This is a genomic window from Bacillus mexicanus, assembly GCF_050445615.1.
Classification (GTDB): domain Bacteria; phylum Bacillota; class Bacilli; order Bacillales; family Bacillaceae; genus Bacillus; species Bacillus mexicanus.
On the sequence record NZ_JBCEYV010000018.1, the window covers coordinates 1 to 352 of the forward strand.

The following is a 352-nucleotide window of genomic DNA, read 5'->3' on the forward strand; positions in this document are numbered from 1 at the left end:
CAATGTGCAGGCCCCTGACTACGCACATCACTGTGCGATTTTTTTAAATCTGAATTAACAGGTACGTTTTGTCTTGTTTAGTTTTCAAAGATCATTTTGTTTGTTCGCTTTGTTAAAGCAACTTTATCAGTATACAACGCTACTTTATCAAAGTCAACAACTTTTTTGTTTTTTAATTACACTAACGTGCAATTGCTTGGCGGCGTCCTACTCTCACAGGGGGAGACCCCCGACTACCATCGGCGCTGAAGAGCTTAACTTCCGTGTTCGGCATGGGAACGGGTGTGACCTCTTCGCTATCGCCACCAAACAAAATGAGAGATGTTCTCTCAAAACTAGATAACAGATGTAA

At 41.8% G+C, this 352-nt stretch carries 1 rRNA gene; it reads right to left on the reverse strand.

The window, feature by feature from the left end:
* Positions 1-194: 194 nt before the first annotated feature.
* Positions 195-310: ribosomal RNA gene (rrf, locus tag AAGG74_RS23500) — 5S ribosomal RNA — on the reverse strand.
* Between the last annotated feature and the right edge of the window lie 42 nt (positions 311-352).